The organism is Hymenobacter sp. APR13, from assembly GCF_000737515.1.
Lineage (GTDB): Bacteria > Bacteroidota > Bacteroidia > Cytophagales > Hymenobacteraceae > Hymenobacter.
In genome coordinates, this window is record NZ_CP006587.1 from 818,276 (window position 1) to 834,942 (window position 16,667).

16 protein-coding genes are annotated in these 16,667 nt (G+C 60.9%); 13 read left to right on the top strand and 3 right to left on the bottom strand.

Annotation, left to right across the window (positions count from 1 at the left end; genetic code table 11):
* Window positions 1-101: 101 nt before the first annotated feature.
* The 6 genes from N008_RS03405 (at window position 102) to N008_RS03430 (ending at window position 5,835) form a co-directional block, all read left to right on the top strand.
* Window positions 102-1,670: an acyl-CoA carboxylase subunit beta gene (locus N008_RS03405; RefSeq protein ID WP_044013737.1), complete on the top strand. Its 1,569-nt coding sequence runs from the start codon at window positions 102-104 to the stop codon at window positions 1,668-1,670.
* Window positions 1,671-1,703: 33 nt separating this feature from the next.
* Window positions 1,704-2,204, top strand: coding sequence for a DinB family protein (locus tag N008_RS03410; protein WP_044013738.1), 501 nt, complete (start codon window positions 1,704-1,706; stop codon window positions 2,202-2,204).
* Window positions 2,205-2,218: 14 nt separating this feature from the next.
* Window positions 2,219-2,740, top strand: a complete 522-nt coding sequence (locus N008_RS03415; RefSeq protein ID WP_044013741.1) for a GNAT family N-acetyltransferase — start codon at window positions 2,219-2,221, stop codon at window positions 2,738-2,740.
* A 46-nt stretch (window positions 2,741-2,786) separates the two neighbouring features.
* Window positions 2,787-3,857 carry a M42 family metallopeptidase gene (locus tag N008_RS03420; RefSeq protein WP_044013742.1) on the top strand — a complete coding sequence of 357 codons (1,071 nt, stop codon included), beginning with the start codon at window positions 2,787-2,789 and terminating at the stop codon, window positions 3,855-3,857.
* A gap of 158 nt (window positions 3,858-4,015) precedes the next feature.
* Window positions 4,016-4,894, top strand: a complete 879-nt coding sequence (locus tag N008_RS03425; protein WP_044013744.1) for a glycosyl transferase — start codon at window positions 4,016-4,018, stop codon at window positions 4,892-4,894.
* 137 nt (window positions 4,895-5,031) lie between these two features.
* Window positions 5,032-5,835 carry an ABC transporter substrate-binding protein gene (locus N008_RS03430; protein ID WP_052381154.1) on the top strand — a complete coding sequence of 268 codons (804 nt, stop codon included), beginning with the start codon at window positions 5,032-5,034 and terminating at the stop codon, window positions 5,833-5,835.
* Between the two features lie 231 nt (window positions 5,836-6,066).
* On the opposite strand, the gene N008_RS03435 is transcribed toward N008_RS03430, so the two are convergent.
* Together N008_RS03435 and aroB are read right to left on the bottom strand one after the other, a co-directional pair.
* On the bottom strand, window positions 6,067-7,341 hold the full coding sequence (locus N008_RS03435) for a 3-phosphoshikimate 1-carboxyvinyltransferase (RefSeq protein WP_316963301.1): 1,275 nt from the start codon (window positions 7,339-7,341) through the stop codon (window positions 6,067-6,069).
* Window positions 7,342-7,461: 120 nt separating this feature from the next.
* Window positions 7,462-8,502, bottom strand: coding sequence for a 3-dehydroquinate synthase (gene aroB, locus N008_RS03440; RefSeq protein ID WP_044013748.1), 1,041 nt, complete (start codon window positions 8,500-8,502; stop codon window positions 7,462-7,464).
* A gap of 216 nt (window positions 8,503-8,718) precedes the next feature.
* On the opposite strand from aroB, the gene N008_RS03445 reads away from it, so the two are divergent.
* The 3 genes from N008_RS03445 to N008_RS03455 all read left to right on the top strand — a co-directional run bounded on the left by N008_RS03445 (window position 8,719) and on the right by N008_RS03455 (window position 10,180).
* Window positions 8,719-9,069 carry a hypothetical protein gene (locus N008_RS03445; protein ID WP_044013749.1) on the top strand — a complete coding sequence of 117 codons (351 nt, stop codon included), beginning with the start codon at window positions 8,719-8,721 and terminating at the stop codon, window positions 9,067-9,069.
* Between the two features lie 201 nt (window positions 9,070-9,270).
* Window positions 9,271-9,684, top strand: a complete 414-nt coding sequence (locus N008_RS03450) for a hypothetical protein (protein WP_044013751.1) — start codon at window positions 9,271-9,273, stop codon at window positions 9,682-9,684.
* Window positions 9,685-9,745: 61 nt separating this feature from the next.
* A complete protein-coding gene (locus N008_RS03455; protein ID WP_156108993.1) occupies window positions 9,746-10,180 on the top strand; it encodes a hypothetical protein in 435 nt (144 codons plus the stop codon).
* 88 nt (window positions 10,181-10,268) lie between these two features.
* On the opposite strand, the gene N008_RS03460 is transcribed toward N008_RS03455, so the two are convergent.
* Window positions 10,269-11,363, bottom strand: a complete 1,095-nt coding sequence (locus N008_RS03460; RefSeq protein WP_052381155.1) for a chorismate mutase — start codon at window positions 11,361-11,363, stop codon at window positions 10,269-10,271.
* Window positions 11,364-11,522: 159 nt separating this feature from the next.
* Between N008_RS03460 and N008_RS03465 the strand changes: the two genes are divergently transcribed.
* The 4 genes from N008_RS03465 (at window position 11,523) to N008_RS03480 (ending at window position 16,659) form a co-directional block, all read left to right on the top strand.
* Window positions 11,523-12,713, top strand: coding sequence for a proline dehydrogenase family protein (locus tag N008_RS03465; protein WP_044013757.1), 1,191 nt, complete (start codon window positions 11,523-11,525; stop codon window positions 12,711-12,713).
* A 172-nt stretch (window positions 12,714-12,885) separates the two neighbouring features.
* Window positions 12,886-13,206, top strand: a complete 321-nt coding sequence (locus N008_RS22230; protein ID WP_316963302.1) for a hypothetical protein — start codon at window positions 12,886-12,888, stop codon at window positions 13,204-13,206.
* A 164-nt stretch (window positions 13,207-13,370) separates the two neighbouring features.
* Complete coding sequence (locus tag N008_RS24125; RefSeq protein WP_316963303.1) at window positions 13,371-14,204, top strand: hypothetical protein; 834 nt, start codon at window positions 13,371-13,373, stop codon at window positions 14,202-14,204.
* Between the two features lie 307 nt (window positions 14,205-14,511).
* A complete protein-coding gene (locus N008_RS03480) occupies window positions 14,512-16,659 on the top strand; it encodes a carboxy terminal-processing peptidase (protein ID WP_052381156.1) in 2,148 nt (715 codons plus the stop codon).
* The last annotated feature ends 8 nt before the right edge of the window (window positions 16,660-16,667 follow it).

Sequence of the window (16,667 nt, forward strand, 5' to 3'; positions counted from 1 at the left end):
AGCTGCCGAACGCCGCCAAATTCTGGTGCGGCTTTTCCTGCCTTGTGCGTTACCTTTGGCACACTGTCCTTACGTAGCAAACCCAGACTTTCCCACCCCGCATGTCCGATCCGCACGCTGAAGCCCAACTGAGCAAAACCGAAATTCTAGCCCGTAAAAACGAAGAGGCCCTGCTCGGCGGCGGCCAGGCCCGCATCGATGCCCAGCACAAGAAAGGCAAGCTCACCGCCCGGGAGCGGATTGACCTGCTGTTCGACGAAGGCTCGTTTGAGGAAATCGGCAAGTTTGTGATGCACCGCTCCAAGGACTTCGGTCTGGACAAAGAGTATTACCTCGGCGACGGTGTGGTGACCGGCTATGGCACGGTGAACGGCCGGCTGGTGTACGCGTTTTCGCAGGATTTCACGGTGTTTGGCGGCTCGCTGAGCGAAACCCACGCCGAGAAAATCGTGAAAATCATGGACCTCGCCATGAAGAACGGCGCCCCAGTGCTCGGCCTCAACGACTCCGGCGGAGCCCGGATTCAGGAAGGCGTGGTGAGCCTGGGCGGCTACGCTGATATCTTCTACAAGAATACGCTGGCCTCGGGCGTGGTGCCGCAACTGTCGGCCATTATGGGGCCGTGCGCGGGCGGCGCGGTGTACTCGCCGGCCATCACCGACTTCATCCTGATGGTGGAGGACACGAGCTATATGTTCGTGACCGGGCCCAACGTGGTGAAGACCGTAACCCACGAAAACGTGACCAGCGAAGAGCTGGGCGGCGCCAGCACGCACTCGGCCAAGAGCGGCGTAACGCACTTCTCCTGCGCCAACGAGGTGGCCTGCATCACTCACCTCAAGCAGCTGCTGAGCTACATGCCGCAGAACTGCGAGGAAACGGCCCCCATGGTGCCCTATGAGGCCGGCCAGGACGAAAGCCGCCCCGCCCTCGACACCATCATCCCCGACAACCCCAACCAGCCCTACGACATCCGGGAAGTAATTGACGGCATCATCGACGCCGGCTCCTTCCTGGAGGTACACCAGAACTTCGCCGAGAACATCGTGGTAGGTTTTGCCCGCCTGGGCGGCCGCAGCATCGGCATCGTGGGCAACCAGCCGGCGGTACTGGCCGGCGTGCTCGACATCAACGCCAGCACCAAGGCGGCCCGCTTCGTGCGGTTTTGCGACTCGTTCAACATTCCGCTGCTGGTGCTGGAAGACGTGCCCGGCTTCCTGCCCGGCACCGACCAGGAATGGCGCGGCATTATCACCAACGGGGCCAAGCTGCTCTACGCCTTCTGCGAAGCCACCGTACCGCGCATCACCGTCATCACCCGCAAAGCCTACGGCGGGGCCTACGACGTGATGAACAGCAAGCACATCGGGGCCGACATGAACTACGCTTGGCCTACCGCTGAAATTGCGGTAATGGGTGCTAAGGGTGCCGCCGAAATCATCTTCAAGCGCGAAATTGCCGCCGCCGAAGACCCCGAGGCCAAGCTGCAGGAGAAGGTAGACGAGTATCAGCAGAAGTTTGCCACGCCCTACCGCGCCGCCCACCGCGGCTTCGTAGACGAGGTGATTCTGCCCTCGCAGACGCGCCAGAAGCTGATCCGCGCCTTCAAGATGCTGGAAAACAAAGTGGACACGCTGCCCCGCAAAAAGCACGGCAACATCCCGCTGTAAGCGCCTAATCAGCCGTTTCACCCTCCTTCTGCTATGTACACTGCTGTTTCCGACTTTGTAGCCGAATGGCAATATGAGGCTGCCGCAACTGAGAAGCTGTTGGCAGCCCTCACCGATGAGTCGCTGGCGCAGCCGGTGAGCGTTGGTGGGCGCACGCTTGGGCGCATTGCCTGGCACATGGTGCACACTCTGACGGAGATGCCGCACACCGCAGGTCTGCTGGCGGTTGATGAGCTGGCCGACCAGCCGGTTCCGGTTTCGGCCACCGAAATCCAGGACACGTATCGGCGGCTGGCGCCCCTGGTAGCGCAGGCTGCTTCCACCAACTGGTCTGACAATCAGCTGCTGGACGAGGTGCCGATGTATGGCGAAAACTGGGCGAAGCGCACCGTGTTATCCGTGCTGATCCGCCACCAGGCGCACCACCGCGGGCAGCTTACAGTGCTGATGCGGCAGGCCGGCCTGCCCGTGGCGGGTGTGTACGGCCCAGCCCGCGAAGAGTGGCTGGCATTCGGCGCCGACGCCCCGGAATAGTTTTGCCAGTTGCTATGTCCATCACCATTCGCCCCTCCACGCTCCACGATGCGCCCGCCATTCGGCGGCTGTACCAGCGCGTGTCGGCGGAAAGTGGCGGACTGGCCCGGCGGCCCGAGGAAATAACCGAGGACTACGTGCAGCATTTTCTGACGCGCAGTCTAGCCCAGGGCATCGGGCTGGTGGCCGAACAGGCGGGCGAGCTGGTGGCGGAAATTCACGCCTACCAGGCGGGCCTGCAGATTTTCGCCCACGTCCTCGGCGACCTGACGGTGGCCATTGCGCCCGCCGCGCAGGGCCAGGGCCTGGGGCGGCGGCTGTTCACCGAGCTGCTAAGCCGGGCTCAGGCGCAATTTCCGCAGGTAAGCCGGGTGGAGCTGCTGGTGCGCGAGAGTAACACCCGCGCCATTGCGCTGTATGAGAAGCTGGGTTTCCGCCAGGAAGGCCGTTTTGAGGGCCGCGTGGCTGGCGCGCAGGGCCTGGAAGCCGACATTCCAATGGCCTGGCACGCGCCACAGGTATTGGCGGCCGACTAAACCATCAGGCCCTGCATTTGTATTTTATCTTTTGATTCTTCATCCCATGCGCTCAGAAAGCTTCGATTTCCTCCAGAAATACCTCAATAACCCCTCTCCTACCGGCTTCGAGAAGGAAGGCCAGAAAATCTGGCTGGACTACATCCGACCCTACATCGACGAGTACTTCGTGGATACCTACGGCACGGTGGTGGGCGTCATCAACCCCGAGGCCAAGTACAAAGTGGTGATTGAGGCCCACGCCGACGAAATCAGCTACTTCGTCAACTTCATCACCGAGTCGGGCTTTTTGTACCTGCGCCGCAACGGCGGCTCCGACCCGCTGGTAGCGCCCAGCAAGCGCGTGAACATCCACACCGACAAAGGCATAGTGAAGGCCGTGTTCGGCTGGCCGGCCATCCACGTGCGCAAGGTGGAGCAGGACAAGGCGCCTACCATCGAAACGGTGTTCCTGGACTGCGGCGCTTCCTCCAAGGAAGAAGTCGAGGCAATGGGCATCCACGTTGGTTCCGTCGTCACGTTCGAGGACGAGTTCATGGTGCTCAACGACAAGTTCTACGTAGGCCGGGCCCTCGACAACCGCGTGGGCGGCTTCATGATTGCGGAAGTGGCCCGCATGCTCAAGGAAAACCAGAAAACGCTGCCCTACGGCCTCTACATCGTGAATGCGGTGCAGGAGGAAATCGGGCTGCGCGGGGCTGAGATGGTGGCCCACCGCATTCAGCCCGACGTGGCCATCATCACCGACGTGACCCACGACACTCAGTCGCCGATGTATGAGAAGAAGACCAGCGGCGACATTTTCTGCGGCAAAGGCCCGGTGATTACCTACGGCCCGGCCGTGCAGAACAACCTGCGCGACCTGATCATCCGGACGGCTCAGGAATCGGGCATTCCGTTCCAGCGCGCCGCCGCCACCCGCGCCACCGGCACCGACACCGATGCCTTTGCTTACTCCGGCGCCGGCGTAGCCTCGGCCCTGATTTCGCTGCCCCTCAAATACATGCACACCACCGTCGAAACCGTGCATCAGGACGATGTGCAGAGCGTAACCCAGCTCATCTACGAGACGCTGCTGCGCATTGAGGACGGTCACGATTTCCGCTATTTCAGTTAAACCCGGATTTTTTCAGAAGGGCTTTCATCTGAAAACAGAGCCCCGGCATGCGCCGGGGCTCTGTTGTTTTTATGGTAGGTTTGTAGTGTATCGAGTGCCCTGACTCAGGCCAGGTCGCCCGCACAAACCTTATACTCCGCTTAACTCCGCACTATTCCGTGTTCATCTCCGGCTTCACTATCATTCGCAACGCCGTCATCAACGACTATCCGGTGGTGGAGGCTATCCGCTCGATTCTGCCGGTGGTGGATGAAATGGTGGTGAGCGTGGGCGACAGCGACGACGATACCGAAGGCCTGATTCGCAGCATCGACTCGCCCAAAATCCGCATTGTGCACTCGGTGTGGGACCCGGCTTTGAAAACCAACGGCACGGTACTGGCCGTGGAAACCGACAAAGCCTTCCGCCAGATCAGCCCCGCCGCAGACTGGGCCTTCTACATCCAAGCCGATGAGGTGGTACATGAGCAGTACCACGCCGCCATCCGGGCCGCCGCCGAGCAGCATCTCCCCGACAAGCGCGTGGAGGGCCTGCTGTTCAACTACACGCACTTCTACGGCACGTTCGACTACGTAGGTGACAGCCGCCGCTGGTACGCCCGCGAGGTGCGCATCATCCGCAATGACGCCGATATTCGCTCCTACAAGGACGCGCAGGGCTTCCGGCGCGCCAACGGCGACAAGCTGCGGGTAAAGCCGGCCAACGCCTCCGTGTACCACTACGGCTGGGTGAAAAACCCGCAGCAGATGCTCACCAAGATGAAGAATCTGGGCCGCTTCTGGGACGGCGACAAGAGCCCTGACGAGCACCCGCTGGCCGCCGCCGACGTCTTCAACTTCGACGACTACGACTCGCTGGAGTTGTTCCGGGGCACGCACCCGGCCGTGATGCAGCCACGCGTGGCCCGCCAGAACTGGCAGGTGCAGATCGACGTCAGCAAGAAGCGCTTCGACAAGCCAAAATACCGCCTGCTGTATTGGGTGGAGAAGCTGACCGGCAAGCGTTTCTTTGAGTTCCGCAACTTCCGCCTGCTGTAGGCGCGTCGGCCGCTTGGCCGCGTCTGCCTTGAATTATCTTTTCGCTAGGCGCCTGGCCTGGTAAGCAGTTTGGCGCCATGTACGCGCCGGCCGTGAAGCGGAGCTTCGCGGTCCGTTTGTGTTTCCTTCGTTCCGTCATGCAACTTCCTCCCCTTTTCCCGCCGCTCACCGTCACGGACCAGATGGGCCGCCGGGTGGCGGTGCCGTTTCCACCGCGCCGCATTGTGTCGCTGGTGCCCTCGCAGACGGAGCTGCTGTTTGCGCTAGGCCTCGGCGAGCGGGTGGTAGGCGTCACGAAGTTTTGCATTCACCCGCCCGAGGCCCGGCAAACCGCTATGGTTGTGGGGGGCACCAAAAACTTCGATTTCGAGAAGATTACCGAACTCCGGCCCGATTTGATCATCGGCAACAAGGAAGAAAACTACCAGGAGGGCATCGAGCAGCTGGCCGTGCAGTTTCCGGTCTGGATGAGCGACATCAGCAACCTCGATGAAGCACTGGACATGATCCGGCGCGTTGGGTTCATTGGGGGCCACAAGGAAGCCGCCGAGCAGATGGCCGCGCAGATTGCCGCATCGTTTCAGCAGCTGCCTCTGCCGGCGGAGCTGGTGCCCGCCGCCTATTTTATCTGGCGCAAGCCCTACATGGTGGCCGCCACGGGCACCTTCATCGACGACTTGCTGGCGCGGGCCGGTTTCCGCAACGTGTTCAGCCACCTGGCTCGCTACCCCGAAATCGCGCCCGAGCAGCTGCAAACGGCCGCACCCCGGCAGATTCTGCTATCTTCTGAGCCCTACCCTTTCCAGGAAAAGCATCTGGCCGAATTCCAGGCGCTCTGCCCGCAAGCCGCCGTCCGCATTGTGGATGGGGAGTTGTTCAGCTGGTACGGCAGCCGGCTGCTGGAGTCGGCGGCGTATCTGAGGAGCCTGCAGGAGCAGTAGTTTTTGCCGAAGGCACTTGTCATTGCGAGCATGTAGCGCATCAAGCCAGTGTCGAAGCAATCCTTCCTCTCTGCGCACCAAGCAGCCCTAAAAGACAAGCCCTCCGGCGTTAGAGGAATACTCTATTGCCGGAGGGCTTATCTGTGAGGAAAGTTTGCATCAAATGAGAGGAAGGATTGCTTCGTCGTGCCTCCTCTCGCAATGACAGCTATTGACTGCAAAAACTAAAAATCAGCCAGTCACCTCAAATCCGGCCTTTTCCAGCTCGCTCCAGAACTGCGGATACGACTTGCGCACCACCTGCGGGGCCTCTATGGTGAGCGGGCCGAGCAGCGCCAGCGGCGCAAACGCCATGGCCATGCGGTGGTCGTGGTAGGTGGCCACGGTCTGGCCGCTCACCCGGAACCCGTCGGTGCTGACGCGGAAGTGGCCTTCGGTTTCCTCGGTGAGGTAGGCCCCGAAGTTGGCCAGCTCGGTCTGAAGCGCAAAAATCCGGTCGGTTTCCTTGATGCGCAGGCTTTCGAGGCCGCTCATCAGCACCGGCACGCCCAGCGCCGCCGCCACTACGGCCACGGTCTGGGCCAGGTCGGGGCAGTCGGTGAAGTCTTGGGTGAAGGGCGTGCGGGTGCCGGTCCGGGTGAGGCGCACGCCGTCCTGCACGTACTCGGTGGCCACGCCCAGCTGGGCCATAATGGCCACAATGGCCTGGTCGCCCTGCCAGGAGTAGCGGCGCAGGCCGGGCAGCGTCAGCCAGGAGCCGGCCGGGGCCAGCGCCACCATGGCGTACCAGTAGCTCGCCGCCGACCAGTCCGACTCGATGGTGTAGTCGGTGGGCTGGTAGCGGCCGGGGCGCGCCTCCACCACCGTGCCCAGGTCGCGGCAGTCGGCCCCGAAGTGCTGCATCAACGCCAGCGTCATGCGGATATAAGGGCGCGAGCCTACCTTGCCGGTGAGGCGCAGGCGCAGGCCGTGCGGCAGCGTGGGCCCCACCATCAGCAGCGCCGAAATGTACTGGCTGCTGATGTCGCCGCGCACGGACAGCTCCGTCAGGTCGCCGGCCTCGGTAGCGGCAGCGGTAGGGTTCCAGCCGCTGAGCTGCAGCGGCGGGTAGCCTTCCTGGCCTTCGTAGCTAATGGACGCGCCGAGCTGGCGCAAGGCATCCACGAGCACCGCAATGGGGCGCTCCAGCATGCGGGCCGTGCCGGTGAGGTGCGTATGACGGCCCGTGGCGGCTAGGTAGCCGGTCAGAAAGCGCATCACGGTGCCGGCGTCTTCGGCATCGAAGCGGGGCGCGTCCGGGTTCAGCAGCAGGCGCTGCATGAGCTGGGTGTCGTTGGCGTCGGAGAGGTTGTCGAGCTGGCCGCCGCCGGCCAGAGCCTGCAGAATCAGGGCCCGGTTGCTTTCACTTTTGGAAGCCGGCAGCTGGGGCGTGCCCCGCAACGGCTGCGCCGGCCAGGTGAGCGTGAGGGAAGAGTTGATGGCAAAGAGAGCTAAGCCGCCAGGCAAGCGCCCGGGGCGTGATAGAAAAAACAGCGGCCGCCGCCGCCCGGGGCCACGCAGCGGCCGGCCCGCGGCAAAAATAGCCCTCAACCCTGAACTACGGGCCAGGCCGGCGCCACCGGGCACCTACAGCCGGTGGTAGTAGCGCAACGACTCGGCCACGTCGTGCAGCGTAACCGGCTGGTCGTACACGCCCCGGCCAATGCCTTCCAGCAGCGTGCAGTTGATGGTAGCGCCCGAGTTTTTCTTGTCCTGCAGCGCGTATTCGGCAATGGCGTCAGTTTCGAGGCTCACGAAATGCACCTTCTCAAACACCGAAAACAGGAAGGTTTCCACCTGGTCCAGCTCGGTGGCGCTCAGCAGGCCGCGCTTCACGCTCAGCCAGGCTTCGCAGATCATACCCGCCGCCACGGCCTCGCCGTGCAGGATTTCGCGGCCGGGCTGCGTGAGCAGGTAGCTTTCCAGGGCGTGCCCCACAGTATGCCCGAAGTTGAGCAGCTTGCGTGGGCCGGCCTCCAGCGGGTCCTGGGCCACAATGCCCTGCTTTAGCGCCACCGACGCCTCGATGGTAGCTGTCCAGTCGTCGACGAACATGCCGGTGCGGCGCTGCTCCTCGAAGGCGGCGGCATCGGCAATCAGGCTGTGCTTCACGATTTCGGCGTAGCCCGACTTCAGCTGCCGCGGGTCGAGGGTTTGCAGGAAGCGGGGCTCGATGAACACGCCGGCCGGCTCCTGAAACACGCCCAGCTGGTTTTTGAAGCCCAGAAAATCGACGCCGGTTTTGCCACCCACGCTGGCGTCTACCTGCGCCAGCAGCGTGGTGGGCACCTGCACAAACCGGATTCCGCGCTTGTAGAGCGCTGCGCAGAAGCCACCCAGATCCGTAATGACGCCGCCGCCCAGGTTCACTAGCACCGCAAACCGGTCGGCGCGGTGCTCGGTCAGCGCGCTCCACACGGTTTCGCAGGAGGCCAGGGTTTTGGCTTCCTCGCCTGCCGGCAGCTCCAGTACCGTATGCTGCTCAGGCAGATAGGGCGCCAGCAGCGGGTAGCACAGGCGGTGAGTGTTGGCGTCGGCGAGCACAAAAACCTGGCTTATTGCCGGCCGCAGCAGCAGTTTCGCCAATTCTGGCAGGGCATTTGCTCCAATTTGCAGGATTTCGTTCAATTTAAACTGGCTTTAAGAAAACTTAACAGGCAGATTCGTTGCATAAAATGCAGAAAATGATTAGCATAGTGCAACGTTCTTGACCTTATTCTGATCATCTACTCGAAACTTACTAACTATTCAGGTATGTCCTTCTTTACCCGGTCTCAGTGTCTGGCCCCGCTATTGGCTATTAGCCTGTTATCTGCCGCTTGCAGCCGCGACTCAATGCCTCCTATGGAGCAGCAGCTGGTAGGCCGCTGGGAGTGGCAGCAATCGTCTACCGGCTCAGCCACCGTACTCACCCCAGCCACCACGGGCCACGAAGTAGTCGTGGAATTCGACCGCCGGGGCCGCGCCATGTTTTATCAGGATGGGTCGTTGCAAAGCGCAGCGGCGTTTTCGGTGCGGCAGCAGCGGCCTGGACGGCACATCATCCAGTACCGGGGCTACGGCGGCAGCCAGTACTACACGGTGTCGGGCAATGTGCTGTATCTGCAGGAAATGAAGGGCCAGACCACCCGCCACAGCTACGTGCGGCTGCCAGCCGTTCATTCTACGGCCACGGCCAGTTCCTCGGCCCTATAGGGTCTCGGCCAGATATTTTTTTGGGAGAGGTTGCAACCGCTCGGGTACGTAGCTGGCTCTTCCGTTTAATCAGGTAGACGTAAGTGAGCAGTAGGCAGATTCTGCTCAAGCATTTGACTGAAAGGCTTTTAACAATTGCCTGAATACGCAGCACTCAAGTCTCACTACTCAGCAGTATCGTTCCACTATTTCCCTTATCCGATGAAAGTGCTATCCTACGCCAGCCTGGTACTGGCCGCTACTCTCTTCTCCGCCTGTGCCAAGCAGGACGTTGCCCCGGAACAGGCTTCCGTGGTGGGTTCCTGGCAGTGGCAAAGCAGCTTCTGCGGCTGGGGCGGTGCCAGCTCTCCGGCCACCACCGGCACCAGCCGGCAGCTACTCATCGGGGCCGACGGCCAGGCGAAAATGTTGGAAAACGGCGTGCTGCGCTATACGACGCCCTACGTGCTCAGCCGCCATACTTCGCGGCTCAAAAACCAGGAAGCCGACTTCATCACCTTCACGGCGCAGCAACGGGAGTACATGGTGGAGCTAAACCTCCAGACCCGCACGCTGAGCCTGGCCGACGATGCCTACGACGGCTGCAGCGAAACGTACGCCTCTGCCAACCTCTAACGCATAGCGGCCCCGCCTCATGTACAAACGTCCCTTATCACTGCTCACGCTTGCCCTCGTTGTGTGCACTACCAACATGGCCGCCCTTTGCTGCCGCGAAGAAACCGACCTGCCACCTGCCAATTTCGACACGCTGGCGCAACAGCAGGGCTATTGGGAATGGCAAAACAGCGCTACGGAAGGCCCGATAGTGTCGCCGGCTACGGTGGGCTACACGCGCCAGCTGGTGTTTGGCAATAATGGGCAGCTGAGCATCCGCCACAACAACCAGCCGTTTTCAGCCGTGCCCTATCAGGTTTCCACGGGCACACTGCCGCGTTGCGGTGCTCCCCAGCAAACCGTGCCGCTGGTGACGTTCACGGCCGAACTGGCCAACAACGACCGCAAAGCCTACAGTCTCAGCACCGACGCCGCCGGCACCCATCTTATGCTCTCTGGCGAAGATGCCTGCGTGGATGGCGGCTACATCGAAACCTACCTCTGGAAAGCCGAATAAGCGCCTACCGGGTAATATTTCCCCACGAAAACAGCCCGCCTTTTCCCGTTGTAGGGAAAGGGCGGGCTGTTTCATGAGGCCATTACAGCTACTCGGGGCGCTGCAGAATCTCGGTCTGGCGCCGGATGCTTTCTATGTGAATGAGCTTGTAGAGCTCGGCCACGAATTTCTCGTTCACTCCGGCTTTTTTCGCCCATTCCGGCCGCGAGCTGAAGATTTCCTGCCACCGGTCGAGCTGCAGGATTTTCACGTTGTTTTCCTTTTTATACTCGGCCAGCTCGCCTACCAGCGCCATGCGCCGGGCCAGGGCTTCCACAATTTCCCGGTCGGCCACGTCCATTTTCTGGCGCAGCTCATCGGCTTTGTTGAGGTAGTCGGCATTATCCGACGAGCGGTAGCGGTACTTCAGCTGGGCCAGAATCTCACCCAGGCGCTGCGGCGTCACCTGCTGCTCGGCATCCGAGAGGGCGTGGTCGGGGTCGGGGTGGGTTTCAATCATCAGGCCGTCGTAGTCGAGGTCGAGGGCCTTCTGGGCGATGGGCAGCAGCAGGTCGCGGCGCCCGCCGATGTGGCTGGGGTCGCAGATGAGCGGGATGTGCGGAAAGCGGGTTTTCAGCTCGATGGGCAGCATCCAGGTGGGCGCGTTGCGGTAGCGCGAGGGCGCAAACGTGCTGAAGCCGCGGTGGATGGCGGCCAGGTCCGAAATGCCGGCCCGCTCCAGCCGCTCCAGCGCCCCGGCCCACAGCGCCACGTCGGGGTTCACCGGGTTTTTCACCATCACGGGCACGCCGGTGCCTGCCAGCGCATCGGCCAGCTCCTGCACCGCAAACGGGTTGACGGTAGTACGCGCTCCGATCCAGAGCACGTCGATGCCGTGGGCCAGGGCCTCTTCCACGTGGCGTGGCGTGGCTACCTCAATGGCGGTGGGCAGGCCGGTTTCGGCTTTCACGCGCTGCAGCCACGGCAGCGCCTCGCGGCCCATGCCCTCGAAGGAGCCCGGCCGGGTGCGGGGCTTCCAGATGCCCGCCCGAAACAGGTCGATGTTGCCCAGCGCCTGCAGGCCGCGGGCAGTAGTCATTACCTGCTCCTCGGTTTCGGCGGAGCAGGGCCCGGCAATCAGCAGGGGCTGGCCTTTGGCAGTGAGAAGGCGCGAAAAAAAGGAAGCAGCGGGAAGTGTGTTCATGAAAAGCAGCTATATAAAAGCAGGCAAGGAGATGCCCGGAATGAAAGCCCGCCAACTGCTGTTGGTCAGGCATCTGTTGCTGGCATAACCCAACCGGCTTAGCCTGGGTTTAACGGCTATATTTGCGTCACCCATCCACCTGCCCAAAGCTACCACCCGATGCCCACAACCCAAGCTCCGCCCATCTCCTTCGACGATACGGCCGTAGCCTTCGCCTCCAAGTCCGACGCCGAGTTGCGGAAGATGTACGCGCTGTTTGCGGCCATGAACAACAACACGCTGGTGAAAACCGGCGGCGGCCTGATGAAGGCCGCGCTGAAATGGAGTTTGCCCGGCACCAAGTTCCTGATCAAAAATTCCATCTTCAGCCAGTTTTGCGGCGGCGAAACCATCCAGGAGTGCGTGCCGGTGATTGCCGAGCTGGGCCGCTACCATATCGGCACCATCCTCGACTACTCGGTGGAGGGCGAAGGCAGCGACAAGAGCTTCGACCACACCCGCGACGAGATTCTGGCCACCCTGGACATGGCACACAGGTCCACGCACATTCCGTTTTCGGTGTTCAAGGTCACGGGCCTGGCCGACAGCGCTTTGCTGGAGAAAGTGCAGGCCGGCACCGCCCTCACGGCCGCCGAGCAGGCCAGCTACGACCGGGCCCATGCCCGCGTGGATGCCATCTGCCACCGGGCCCACCAGTATGGCGTGCGCGTGTTCGTGGATGCCGAGGAAAGCTGGTTTCAGGCCACCATCGACAAGCTGGCCTACGAAATGATGCGCAAGTACAACCGCGAGTCGGCCATCGTCTGGAACACCTACCAGCTCTACCGCCAAGACCGGCTCGATGCCATCAAGCAGGCTCACGATGACGCCCGGCAGGAAGGATACTACCTGGGTGGCAAGCTGGTGCGCGGCGCCTACATGGAGAAAGAGGCCCGCGTGGCCTCGCAACGCGGCTACGCCAACCCCATTAACCCCACCAAAGCGGCCACTGACCAGCTCTACGACGACGCCCTGCGCTACTGCGTAGAGCATGTGGAGCGCATCAGCATCTGCGCCGGCACGCACAACGAAGCCAGTTCCCGCCTGCTCACGGAGCTTATGCAGCAGCACGACCTCGCGCCCAACGACCCAAGGATTTGGTTCGCCCAGCTTTACGGTATGAGCGACAACTTAAGCTACAACCTGGCGCACGCCGGCTACAACACGGCCAAATACGTGCCCTACGGCCCCGTAGACGCCGTAATGCCCTACCTGCTGCGCCGCGCCGACGAGAATACTGCCATTGCGGGCCAGAGCAGTCGGGAATTTCTGCTGATCCAGAAAGAACTGCGCCGCCGCCAGGGCCGCTAGATTGCACTTTGCCTGTCCGGTAAGGTTTTGGGAATAACAGCTTATTATATTCGCGGCTTCGCATATTGTGAAGCCGCGTTTTTTTTCCCTATTTTCCGCTCCTCTTCACTCTCCTCCCTACGCCATGTTCGGCCGAATTCGAAACCACTTAATACGCTTTGCCCGCCACCAAGTGGGTACCATCAGCTACCTGAATCTGGTTCAGGAAGCCGAGCTGGGACTTAATCTGGATATCTCTCACGAAAAAAGCCGCCTCAATGAACTGCTGGCGGAAATCTCTGAACAAGAGCACGCCGCCGGACGGCCCATCCTGAGCTGCTTGGTAAAAGTACAAGGCTCGAAAGGCCAGGGCGATAATTTTTATAAGCTTTGTGAGCGGTTGGGCATGGGAGAATGGCGCACGCTCAAGCAGGAAGAGGATTTTCTGAAAAACCTGCGCCAGGAATGCCGCACATTCTGGCAGGATCAGCAGAATTTCGAGAAATACGGATAGCGCTGATTGGCAATAGAATATAGAAAACACGATACTCTAACGCCCGAATTTTGTGTGTAACCCCCACAGAACAGGCCGCGTTTAGTACCACAGATTCGCCGCTCATTAACATCCACCCGGCAGCGAATTTTTCTCTATTCTTTTCCATTTAACTCTCCCACCTCATGAGCACCACCGATTCGAATAACCCGACTAACTCAGGTACTGGTTCAGGCGCAAACTACGGTACCGGCAATGCTGGCACTGGCTATGGCACCGGCGCTAACACAACCTCGAGCGGCAACATGGGCAACGCCTCTACCGGCAACCCAAGCCTCGACAGCACCGACAACAACCCGCATCATGACCACAGCGCCACCCAGAAAGGTGCAGCTGTAGCCGGCACTGCTGGTGCAGTAGTGGGCTCAGGTATTGATGCTGTGCAGAACGCAGCCGGTGATGCTGCCCGCGCCGTAACTGGCAACGATACCACCTATGGCTCCGGTAGCAGTTACACTACGGGTATGTTCCGTGACCGTGACAGCGCCGAGCGTGCTTACACTTCGCTCTCGTCGCGTGGCTACACCAAAGACGACGTGAACCTGCTGATGTCGGACGAAACGCGCAAGACGCACTTCGGCGACAACACCGTAGAAACTGAACTTGGCGACAAGGCTATGGAAGGTGCCGGCGTTGGTTCGGCCATCGGTGGCACGGCTGGTGCCGTAATTGGCGCCATTGCTGCCATTGGTACTTCGGTAGCCCTGCCCGGCCTGGGCCTGATCATTGCCGGCCCGATTGCCGCTGCCCTGGCTGGTGCCGGTGCCGGTGGTCTCACGGGTGGCCTGGTAGGTGCACTGGTAGGCTCGGGTATCCCTGAGGAGCACGCTGTAGAATACGAAAACGACGTGAAAAACGGCGGTATCGTAATGGGTGTGAAACCTCGTAACGCAGAAGATGCCCAGTATTTCGAAGAAGAATTCCGCCGCAACAACGGCGACAAAGTACGCCGCTACTAAGTACCGGTAGCTTTGCGAAAAAGGACTCTCCCCACTCGGGGAGAGTCCTTTTTTTGTTTGTAAAGCAGTATCCGCTTCGCGCGGTAGTGCTCGGCAATGTGGCCCGATTTTTAAGTAGCTATATCTGGCTACAGAGTGCAACCTCTTTTGTCAGTTTTGTGCCTCTACAATTGCAGGCCACGATGCCAACGGGCACTTAACCGGCGGTAGTTGGGTTTTTCTTTTAGAACCGGCACCTTGGCTGCGCCGTACCTCTCAGGACGGCTTTTGTGTACATTTGATTTTCCTCCATTTCACCCGATTCTTCATGTCTTCTCCCCGAATCAAGATAGGCTTGTACGCCGCGGTGGTGCTGGCAGTATTCGTGCTGGCCTCCTATAAGCTGTACAACCGCGGTGATGCGCGTACGCCTCAGAAAGATGCCATTCTGGTGCAGGCCATGCTGCAGGGACTTACCTATCAGCACTACCAACCCGAGAAACTCGACGACGCTTTTTCGAAGCGGGTATTCGACCTGTATCTGAAGCGCGTCGACTCCAACAAGAAATTCCTGCTGGCCTCCGATGTGGCCCAGCTGCGCAAATACCAGAACACCGTTGACGACGAAGTGAAGCGTGGCACCCACGAGTTCATGGACCAGACCAACCTCGTGCTCGATCAGCGGGTGAAGGATGTGCAGGCGCTGTACCGTGACATTCTGTCCAAGCCGTTCGACTTCACCACCGACGAGGCCTTCGAGACCGAGCCCGACAAGATGACGTATGCCGCCGACAAAGCGGCCCAGCGTGAGGAGTGGCGCAAGTTCCTGAAGTACCAGACGCTGGTGCGCATTTCGGAAATGATGGACACGCAGGCCAAGAAGAAAGACAAGCCGTTGGCTTCGACCACTGCTACGCCTTCGGCAGCTACCACCACCGAGCCTACTCGGACACCGGCCGAAATGGAAGTGGAAGCCCGCAAGCGCGTGTTGAAGTACTTCGAAGACCAGTTTAAGGATCTGTTGCAGAATGATGCCAACGACCGGCTGGCTATGTATGCCAACACCATTGCCAACACTTACGACCCACACACCGAGTACTTCGCTCCGCGCGACAAGGAGAGCTTTGATGTAGCCATGACCGGCCGCTTCGAAGGTATCGGAGCCTCGCTGCAGGAAAAGGATGGCCTGATCAAAATCACGGACATCATTCCTGGCAGCGCCTCCTACCGCCAGGGCGACCTAAAGGCCGGCGACATCATTCTACGAGTAGCGCAGGGTGCCGACGAGCCGGTGTCGGTGGAAGGCATGCGCCTCGATAAGGCTGTGTCGCTCATCAAGGGCAAAAAAGGCAGCGAAGTGCGCCTGACGGTGCGCAAGCCCGACAACAACACCCGCATCATCTCCATCATCCGCGACGTGGTGGTGATCAAAGAAACCTATGCCCAGTCGGCCACCATCAACGAGGGCGGCAAGAAGATTGGCTACATCAAGCTGCCGACTTTCTACGCCGACTTCAACGACAACGGCGGCCGCAGCTCGGCCGAAGACGTGAAGAAGGAGCTGGAAAAGCTCAAGCAGGAGAAAGTGGAAGGGATGGTACTCGACCTGCGCTTCAACGGCGGTGGCTCTCTGCAGGACGCCGTGGAAATGGCTGGCCTGTTCATCGACAGCGGCCCGGTAGTGCAGGTGAAGGGCAGCCAGGGTGCCGCCAGTGTCCTCAACGACCGTGACCCGCGCGTGCAGTACAGCGGCCCGCTGGTGGTGCTGGTGAACAAGTACAGCGCCTCGGCCTCCGAGATTTTGGCCGCCGCCATCCAGGACTACAAGCGTGGTGTGGTGATGGGTGCTGCCAGCACCTACGGCAAAGGCACCGTGCAGCGCATCTTCGACCTCGACGACGCCCTGCCGGCGGAGTTCAACAGCATCAAGCCGTTCGGCTCGCTGAAGCTCACCACCCAGAAGTTCTACCGCATCAACGGTGGCTCCACCCAGTTTAAAGGTGTGGTGCCTGACATCATCTTGCCCGACGCTTACAGCTACCTCGACCAAGGCGAGAAAGAGCAGGAATACGCGCTGAAGTGGGACGAAATCAGCCCGGCCCGCTACCGCTCGTGGCCGCAGGCTCCGGCCTTCGACAAGCTGCGCACGGCCAGCCAGGCCCGCGTGGCCGCCAGCCCCAGCTTCCGCCTCGTAAATGAGCTGTCGCAGCGGATGCGCAAACGCAAAGACGAAACCAAGGTGTCGCTGAAGCTGACCGCCTACCGCGCCGAGCAGGAGCAGAACAAAGCCGAGTCGGACAAGTACGAGGCCGTGCAGAAGTCGGCGCAGCCGCTGGCCATTGCCCCGCTGTCCATCGACCTGAAAGCGCTGGGCACTGATACTGTAGAAGTGAACCGCGCCTCGCGCTTCACCAAAACCCTCAACAAGGACATCACGCTCCGTGAGGCCGTATCGGTGGTGAAAGACCAGATGTAAGCTAGCCG